7 protein-coding genes and 1 riboswitch are annotated in these 8,401 nt (G+C 47.0%); all 7 genes read left to right on the forward strand.

All coding sequences use genetic code 11. The features are described 5' to 3' along the window. Positions 1–169 precede the first annotated feature (169 nt). A riboswitch (cobalamin riboswitch) is annotated at positions 170–315 on the forward strand. A 119-nt stretch (positions 316–434) separates the two neighbouring features. Next, complete coding sequence (locus P8H32_RS06625) at positions 435–2,324, forward strand: TonB-dependent receptor (RefSeq protein ID WP_301088832.1); 1,890 nt, start codon at positions 435–437, stop codon at positions 2,322–2,324. A gap of 67 nt (positions 2,325–2,391) precedes the next feature. Next, positions 2,392–2,994 (forward strand): cob(I)yrinic acid a,c-diamide adenosyltransferase, encoded by a 603-nt coding sequence (gene cobO, locus P8H32_RS06630; protein ID WP_297292799.1) that lies wholly within the window; start codon positions 2,392–2,394, stop codon positions 2,992–2,994. Continuing rightward, on the forward strand, positions 2,991–3,827 hold the full coding sequence (locus tag P8H32_RS06635; protein ID WP_301088833.1) for an ABC transporter substrate-binding protein: 837 nt from the start codon (positions 2,991–2,993) through the stop codon (positions 3,825–3,827). The genes cobO and P8H32_RS06635 overlap by 4 nt, the downstream gene beginning before the upstream one ends. After that, positions 3,824–4,819 carry an iron ABC transporter permease gene (locus P8H32_RS06640; protein WP_301088834.1) on the forward strand — a complete coding sequence of 332 codons (996 nt, stop codon included), beginning with the start codon at positions 3,824–3,826 and terminating at the stop codon, positions 4,817–4,819. The genes P8H32_RS06635 and P8H32_RS06640 overlap by 4 nt, the downstream gene beginning before the upstream one ends. Next, a complete protein-coding gene (locus P8H32_RS06645; protein WP_301088835.1) occupies positions 4,816–5,595 on the forward strand; it encodes an ABC transporter ATP-binding protein in 780 nt (259 codons plus the stop codon). Before P8H32_RS06640 ends, P8H32_RS06645 begins: the two co-directional genes overlap by 4 nt. Before the next feature lie 54 nt (positions 5,596–5,649). Beyond that, entirely contained in the window at positions 5,650–6,564 is a 915-nt protein-coding gene (locus tag P8H32_RS06650; RefSeq protein WP_297292795.1) for a 2-dehydropantoate 2-reductase, read from the forward strand. Beyond that, the gene (locus P8H32_RS06655) at positions 6,557–8,008 is read left to right on the forward strand and encodes a cobyric acid synthase (RefSeq protein ID WP_301088838.1); all 1,452 of its coding nucleotides are present in this window, start codon (positions 6,557–6,559) and stop codon (positions 8,006–8,008) included. Before P8H32_RS06650 ends, P8H32_RS06655 begins: the two co-directional genes overlap by 8 nt. The last annotated feature ends 393 nt before the right edge of the window (positions 8,009–8,401 follow it).

An 8,401-nucleotide genomic window follows, 5' to 3' on the forward strand; every position in this document is an offset into this window, starting at 1 on the left:
CCCCCTTACCGTCATTCCCGCGCAGGCGGTAATCCAGACTGCATGGTTATGCTGTTATTTTCGCCAAAGCGAAAATCTACAGCACTGGATTCCCGCCTGCGCGGGAATGACGGTAAGGGCGAGAATGACGGGGTGTGTAACTTGACTTTACCCCCCCAAAAACCTACAGTGCGCGCCAACTGTAGCAGGTGTTGATCTAACGATTTTTGTTAAATCACTGAAATGGGAAGTCCGGTTCAAATCCGGCGCTGCCCCCGCAACGGTAACTGGTTAATCACCAGAAGCCCGATACCAGCCTTTTGCAGCGCACCACTTTTGAGGTGCACAACGATGATGCGGAGGGCGTCGTCAGTGGTCTTTTCCAACTTCCACGCTATTCCCTCCCTCATGCACTTTTTATGGGTTTTTAACCCCCCTTGCATTGAGGAACAACCATGAACAAATCTTTATCATTAGCGATAGCCGTAGCGCTGTCGAGCAACGCTATTGCCGAAACTCAAACAACCGAGCGCAGTAATAGCAAAGCCGAAGAAATCATTATCACCGCCACGCGTACCGAACAAAGCATTGCAGATACGCTTTCATCCGTTACCGTCTTCACGCGAGAAGAGATTGAGAGATTCCAGGCTCGCAGCTTAGCTGAACTGTTAAGCAAAGCCGCTGGCATGAGCATTACCAGTAATGGTGGCCGCGGATCATCAACGGGCGTTTCCCTGCGTGGCAATCAAACCGACCACACCCTATTTCTGGTCGATGGTATTCGCATTGGCAGCTCAACTCTGGGTAGCTCACCATTAGAAAAAATCGACCCCGAACTTATCCAGCGCGTAGAAATTGTTCGCGGACCAAAATCCAGCCTATACGGCTCAGACGCTATTGGTGGCGTAGTTAACATCGTTACCCGCAAAGCCAACAGCGACACTCCACTGAGCATCAAAGGCGGTGTTGGTAACAACAATAGTAACCAGGCATCTGTCAGTTATGGCCAGCGTGGTAGCAACTACCAGGCAAACCTTACTGCTTCATACGAGTACACCGGCGGTTATGACAACTCTGAAACAACCACCCTTCCAAGTGACGATAATGACGCCTTTAGGCAAACTGCTATCGGCTTCAATGGTGCAGTTGATATCAACAAAGATCTCAATATTTCGCTAAGCTACCAACTTAGCGAATCAGAGTCTGAATATGATAATAGCTGTAGTGCACAGATAACTTTTGCCTCAGTACTGTGCTCACCCTATTCCGATACAAGCACCGAAGCATTGAACCTGACAGGCTCACTGGATATCACCAGCAACTGGACCAGCATATTAAGCGCAGGCAAATCAAAAGATGAATCTGAAACTTTAGCCGATAACATCGACATGCTAACAACCACCAGCGGCGGGGAATTTAATACAGAAAAAACTGACATCAGCTGGCTGAACAATATCCAAATCAATAAAGAGCTGCTTTTAACCATAGGTTATGACTTCCTCAACGAAGAAGTTAGCGGCACTACTGATTATGATGTTGATGAACGTGACAACGATGGTTACTTTGCTCAGCTGCAACTGAATCATGGTGACTTCTCGGTCAACCTCGGTGCTCGTCATGATGATAATGAACAGTTTGGTAATTACGAAACCTATAATCTGGCTGGCGGTTACGCTATCAATAGCGAGCTTAAAGTGATTGCAAGCTATGGCGAGGCTTTTAAAGCACCAACTTTTAACGATCTGTACTTCCCTAACTTTGGTGACCCAACTATGGTACCGGAAGAAACAGAAACCTATGAGATAGCAGTTAAAGGTTTTAACGCTGGCCATAACTGGTCAGTCAGTGTTTTTCAAAACGATATTGAAAACCTGATTCAATATAACAGCGCTATCTTTGTTAACGATCAAATAGCTTCAGCAACAATTGAAGGCATAGAAATTTCACTTGAAACTGAAATTGCTGGCTGGACTGTCAATACTGCCATCACAGCTTTAGATTCAGAGGATGACAAAACAGGCAATAACCTTGCCCGTCGTCCAGATGAAATCTTAAATATCGATATCGACCGCAGCTTTGACCAATGGTCAGTGGGCGCTACATTCTATGCCTCCAGCAGTCGTTATAATGATGCGGCTAACAACTCAGAGTTAAGTGGTTATGGCACCGTAGCACTTCGTACGGCCTATACGGTAAGTGATGAGTGGAAGCTTCAACTTAAAGCAGACAATATCTTTGAGAAAGATTATGTACTAACTCAGGCATCCTCTTTCACTGGCCTTGGTGATTACAAACAGCCCGGATTAGAAGTTTTGTTTTCGGTTGTTTATACTCCCAAGCTCTAGACTACTGCAAAGATACAACTAAAGAAGGGATCCGCCTTCTTTAGTTGACTAAAAGAGAAACCCTATCATGACCGATAAAAACACCCGCCATAAAAAAAGCATGGAAAAACAAAAGGCCAAGGTCGATGACAAAATCGCCAAAGCCGATGAAGAGCGCGGCGTCGTTATTTTATTAACCGGTGACGGCAAAGGAAAATCCAGCTCAGCCTTTGGTATGGTAATGCGTAGTATTGGCTATGGCCATAAAGTCGGCGTTGTACAATTTATCAAAGGCGTGCAGCTTTCCGGCGAAGAAATCTTTATCCGCGACAAACATCCCGAGGTAGATTTCTACCAAATGGGTACCGGCTTTACCTGGAACACCCAAGATAGAGAAAGCGATATCGCCGCAGCGGAACGCACCTGGGTAGAAGCGGAAAGAATGTTGCAGGATGAATCTTTGCGTTTAGTGGTTCTGGATGAACTGACCTATATGCTGGCTTATAAATATCTTGATGAAGATAAAATCCTTAATGCTATTAAAGACCGCCCCAGAGAAATGAGCGTGATTGTTACCGGTCGCGGCGGCGGCACAGGTATTCGCGATATTGCCGATACCGTTTCTGAAATTAAAGATGTTAAACATGCTTTCCGTGCTGGCGTTAAGGCCCGTGAAGGTGTTGATTTGTGAAATTCGTCGCTGCATATATAGCATCAGCCCTTTTATTGCTGACAGCACTCGGCTGTCAGGCTGAGACTAATGCTAAACCGCAGCGCATTGTCTCACTCTCTCTTTGCACCGATCAAATTCTATTAAAGTTGGTAGAAAAAGAACGCATTGCCGCTATCACCTTTCTAAGCGTAGACCCCATTTATTCTTTTGAATGGCAAACAGCACAGGGCTTAACAACCCATACCGGTTTAGCCGAAAGTATCGTCCCTCTCAAGCCCGACTTAATTATTGGCTCAAAATATAGTACAGGTAACGTCGTACCCATGATGGCGCAACTGGGTTACCCAACCACCACCTTTGATTCCCCTACCACACTGAAAGAAGCTGAAACACTCGCCCGGGATATTGGCAAAGCGGTAGGCGAACCCGAACGGGCAGAACAATTAATTAAGTCTATGCAAGCGGATATTGCCAAGGCTAAAAACATGGTGGCAAAACTACCGCCCCAACTGGCTATCAGTTATGGACCCAACGGTTATACCGCCGGTAAGTTCACCTTAAAAAATGAAATTTTTAATGCTGCCGGTTATCGCAACCTCGGCGCAGAACTGGGGATCGATTACTATGGGAATGTTTCCCTGGAGCAATTAGTTATCTCCAACCCCGATGTGGTGGTTATTGATGAAGATATTCCCAATCAAAACTCTCTGGCACAAAGTTTTGTTACCCACCCTGTTTTAAAACGCTTATTAGGTCACAATAATTTAGTCAGCGTGCCTACCAGCCACTGGATCTGCCCCGGCCCACTGGCCAGCAAAGCGATTCTGACACTGGCGGAACAACGCCAATGATTATTCGCCAAGTCTATTTGCTGTCACTGATGGCGCTAGCAACCGCCGCCTTATTTTTTATGGCATTACATATTGGCCCCGCGGATATCAATATCACCCAAGCCTTTAGTGATAGCCTTAATAGCACTCACACACTGCCAGCAATGATTTTGAGCGAAATACGCCTGCCCCGCGCCTTGTTGGCTATCGTGGTGGGAGCAACCCTAGGTTTGGCAGGCGCTGCCATGCAGGGCTTACTGCGTAACCCGCTAGCAGGCCCGGGTTTGGTCGGCGTCTCTAACTGTGCAGCACTGGGTGCTGTTATCGCTTTATATTTTGGCTGGGGTGCTGTGGTTTGGTTTGCCGTACCTGCTGCTGGTATGGTGGGCGCAGCTATTTCGGTCGTATTAATTTTTATGATCGGCGGCTATAAAAGCAATGTAATGACACTCTTGCTGGCGGGGGTTGCCGTAAATGCGGTTGCATCCTCATTAATCTCCCTGGCACTCAACTTTGCCCCTAACCCTTATGCTATGTCAGAAATGGTTTACTGGTTGCTGGGGTCATTAGCCAATCGCAGTTTAGCTGATGTTCAATTAGCCACTCCGTTTATGGTGTTGGGCTGGTTACTGATTTTAAGTAGCGGTCGATTTTTAAATGCTCTGAGTTTAGGTGAAGAAACCGCACAGTCACTGGGATTTCATTTAGCCAAACAGCGTACCATTATTGTGATTGGTGTTGCCTTAAGTGTTGGCGCGGCAGTATCCGTTAGCGGCAATATTGGTTTTGTCGGTTTACTAGTGCCGCATATTTTGCGCCCCTTAGTGGGCTATGAACCCGGACGATTATTAGCTGCCAGTGCCTTCGGCGGCGCACTGATGGTATTGATAGCCGATATCGCCGTGCAAACTATTTCACCGGATCAAGAGTTAAAACTGGGAGTGGTCACGGCCTTAGTTGGCGGCCCCTTCTTTCTCTATTTAATTATTAAGACGCGAAATACACTGATATGAAGCTGCAAGGGAAAAACCTTTCACTGCGCTTAAATAGCAGTGCTATTCTCAACGACGTCGACATCACCGTTGATGCCGGTGACTTTGTTGGCCTTATTGGGCCCAATGGTGCAGGTAAAACATCCTTACTAAGAATACTTGCCAATCTACAGCAAGCCGATAGCGGCACGATTGAATTAAATGGCCATCACCTCAAAAGCATCCATCGCAAAACATTGGCTCAAACACTGGGCTACCTGGAGCAAGGTGCACCGGCTCACTGGCCATTACTGGTTAGGCGCTTAGTAGAACTAGGTCGCCTTCCCTACTTAAGTCCATGGGGGCAATTAACCGGTAGCGATAAGGCGATTGTTGATAACGCTATGAATCAAGCTGAGGTTCAGCATCTATCCGAACGGATTATTAGCACCCTATCCGGCGGAGAACGTTTACGCGTTTTAATCGCCAGAATGTTTGCCACAGAACCCAATATAGTTTTAGCGGATGAACCCATTGCCGCACTGGACCCCTACCACCAATTACACACCATGGAATTATTTCGCGAACATTGTGACCGCGGCGGCAGTGCGGTGGTGGTCATGCATGATTTAAATATGGCAGCACGCTTTTGTGACCGTTTAGTGCTACTCAATCAGGGCGTGGTAGCCTGTGAGGGTAATGTAGAGAGCGTTTTAACTGAGGGCAACCTGGCCAGCGTTTATGGTATTCATGCCCAGCTTGACCATCAAACTACCAAGGGGCTTACCGTGATACCCACGGCCCGCATCCCCCATTAGTTCATAAAATGCTACCATTGAACTTTCGCCCCCTGTAGATAACACCCACAGCGCATGCCAACAACACAAGCAACAGCTATCGATCACAACAACCCTTGGTATATTCTTGGGGCTGGAGCTATGGGTTGTCTTTGGGCTGCTTATTTAACACTGGCCGGCTTCCCGGCGGTATTAATTACTCGCACAAAGCGCAACGGCAGCAATATCCAACTGACTAAAAACGGTCACTCGCAATCGATAACTGTTAAGCAAATAACCGTGAGCGAAGTTCAGCAGTCGGCACTGAATATCAAACAGCTCTTGGTTACTACCAAAGCGCAGCAAACTTTACCGGCATTAACCGATATCAAGCCTAATATCGATAAGCAGGCAACATTGCTGATTTTACAAAACGGGATGGCCAGTAAAGATATTGCCAAGCTATTACCGTCGCAGCAGCTTATTACTGGCATTACCACAGACGGGGCTTATCGAACCAGTGAACTCACTGTGGTTCATGCTGGCGAAGGAGAAACGCTAATTGGCGATCGCCATATTATTCAATACCTCCCAAAGCAGTTCCTATCGATAAAATACTGCGACGATATTGATAGCAGACAATGGCAGAAGCTTGCCATTAACTGTGCAATTAATGGTTTAACCGTTATTTATCAATGTCGTAATGGTGAGCTACTCGATAATGAAAAAGCCATGGCACGGATTCAATTATTGTGTGATGAAATCACCACGGTAATGCAAGCGTTGGCAATCGACATTCAAAACCCTCTTTTTGAACAAACAGTACACACCCTGAACATTACCGCCAACAATTTCTCATCGATGTACCAAGACTGCAAACAACAACAAACAACAGAAATTGATTTTATTAATGGCTACCTCTGCAACGAAGCCAAGCGCTTAAATATCAGCTGCCCGGAAAATCAACGGGTACTGGCTAGCATTAAGCAGATTGAACAGTCATATGCCTAACAAAACATTAATGGTACAAGGCACCACCAGCGACGCAGGCAAAAGTGTACTGGTCGCAGGACTATGTCGAGTGCTGGCAAGAAAAGGCGTTAAAGTCGCTCCCTTTAAACCGCAAAATATGGCGTTAAATAGTGCAGTAACCGAGGATGGCGGTGAAATTGGCAGAGCACAAGCGGTGCAGGCTCAGGCCTGTAATATTCCAGCCCATACTGATTTTAATCCTGTTTTATTGAAGCCTAACAGTGATACTGGGGCGCAGGTGATTATTCACGGCAAGGCGGTTACTGATATGGAGGCGGTGGATTACCATCATTATAAAACCACTGCTATGACGGCAGTTTTAAAATCCCACCAGCGCTTATGCGAACAATATGAGGCCATTGTTGTTGAAGGCGCAGGCAGCCCCGCTGAAATTAATTTACGGGATCGGGATATTGCCAATATGGGTTTTGCCGAAGCGGTGGATTGCCCGGTGATTATTGTGGCGGATATTGATCGCGGCGGTGTATTTGCTCATCTGGTTGGCACGCTGGCCTTGCTTTCTGAATCAGAACAACAACGGGTGATCGGCTTTGTGATTAATCGCTTTCGCGGTGATATCGCTTTGCTGCAACCGGGTATCGACTGGCTGGAAAACCATACTGGCAAACCGGTATTAGCTACCCTGCCCTACCTCCAGGGTTTCCATCTTGAAGCCGAAGACGCCATTGAACAATCACAGCAAGTCACCGAACAACAACCTCTTAATGTAGCGGTGCTGGTGCTTTCGCGAATCAGCAATCATACCGATTTTGATGCATTGAGATTACACCCACAGGTTAACCTGCAATATATCGGCCCCGGGCAATCTATCCCTGCCTGTGACTTAATTATTATTCCCGGCACCAAAAGTGTCAGGTCGGATTTGCAGTGGCTAAAGGATCAAGGCTGGGATAAAGAGATAGATAAACATTTACGTTATGGCGGTAAACTGCTGGGTATTTGTGGCGGCTTTCAAATGCTTGGAAATAATATCAGTGACCCCTTGGGGATTGAAAGTGAAGCCGGTAGTAGCGATGCACTGGGTTTACTGGATTTTAATACCGTGCTGGAAGCTGATAAGCAATTGCATCAGGTCAAGGGCCAGCTAAACATTGATCGGGCAACTGTAGAGGCTTATGAAATCCATGCAGGCATTAGCCAGGGACCAGCACTCGATACACCCTTTGCTGTTATCAACGATACTAACGAAGGTGCTATATCGGATGACAATGCGATTATAGGCACTTATCTTCACGGTCTGTTTGATCATACTAAAGCCAGGGATGCACTATTGGGCTGGGCAGGGTTGGATCAGGTAGAAGCCTTTGACTATAAAGCTTTACAGGAAAAGGAAATTAGTCGATTAGCGGATGCTATTGAAGAACACATGGATCTAAAAGGGGCGTTTGCGGGCTTACTGTAAACTTCGCCGCTCCCATAGATGGCAGGCTTCGGCGAAAATGACTATCGTCATTCCCGCCCCCGACTAAAGCATTCGAGGGCAGGCTTCGGCGAAATGACTATCGTCATTCCCGCCCTCGACTAAAGCGCTCGAGGGCAGGCTTCGGCGAAAATGACTATCGTCATTCCCGCAGAACACCGTCATTCCCGCGAAGGCGGGAATCCAGCCTGCATGCTTATGCTGTCCAGTATAAAGTGGTTACTTTACAGTCTTGGGGTTTGTTAAATGGCCCCGCTGATGAGCCGGGGGTAGGGTTGCGAAATGGTCTTGCGGCCCTCCGGCCTTCCCTCAATCGGCTTTGAGCCTTAAAACGCTTCGCTGTCTCAAAACACTCAATCGGCGCTAGCCCTGACT

The organism is Oceanicoccus sp., assembly GCF_029238675.1.
Taxonomy (GTDB): domain Bacteria; phylum Pseudomonadota; class Gammaproteobacteria; order Pseudomonadales; family Dasaniaceae; genus Oceanicoccus.